At 45.4% G+C, this 659-nt stretch carries 2 protein-coding genes; both read left to right on the forward strand.

What is annotated here, in order from left to right; all coding sequences use genetic code 11:
- The coding region (locus tag ACTHUR_RS14885) for a flavodoxin-dependent (E)-4-hydroxy-3-methylbut-2-enyl-diphosphate synthase (protein WP_440399367.1) at positions 1 to 320 on the forward strand (320 nt) is incomplete at its 5' end.
- Between the two features lie 33 nt (positions 321 to 353).
- On the forward strand, positions 354 to 659 hold a 306-nt coding region (locus tag ACTHUR_RS14890; RefSeq protein WP_440399369.1), incomplete at its 3' end, for a DUF817 family protein.

Genomic DNA, 659 nt, shown 5'->3' on the forward strand with positions numbered 1-659 from the left:
TACAAAACTATTTACGCCAAAAAATGACTATTTGGCGCACTGAGTATCCAGGCGTTGAATCATTGAACGTTGCCGTAATGGGTTGCGTAGTCAATGGCCCGGGCGAAAGCAAGCTTGCCGATATCGGTATCAGCCTGCCCGGTACAGGCGAAACTCCGATTGCACCGGTTTATGTAGACGGTGAACGCAAAGTGACCCTCAAAGGTGACAATATCGCTGCCGAGTTTTTACAAATCGTTGAAGATTATGTCAAAACCAACTATTGCGAAGGTGGCGCAAAACGTAAGCAAAACCGTGTCATTCCAATTCAGTCTGCCTAAAACATTATCAAGATAAAGAGGCCGTCTGAAAATATGTTGGGAAAACTGGATACTTGGCTGACTGAGCATCCCAAACGCAAGGATTTGCATGGTTGGCGACGCTTTATCGTTGAATTTTGGTTCTTCGGTTTGAAAGAAGCACGAGCCTGCTTATTTGCAGGCTTGTTTTTCATTGCCATGTTCCTCATCCCAAAAACAGGCTGGTTAGGGATTTCGCGCTATGACCTGCTGCTGATTTTTGCCATCTCCGTACAAGCAGCCATGCTGTATTTCAAGCTGGAAACTTGGGATGAAGTGAAATCGATTACGCTGTTTCACTTGGTGGGCTTTGCTTTAGAA

The sequence above is a fragment of the Neisseria sp. P0021.S007 genome (assembly GCF_051956855.1).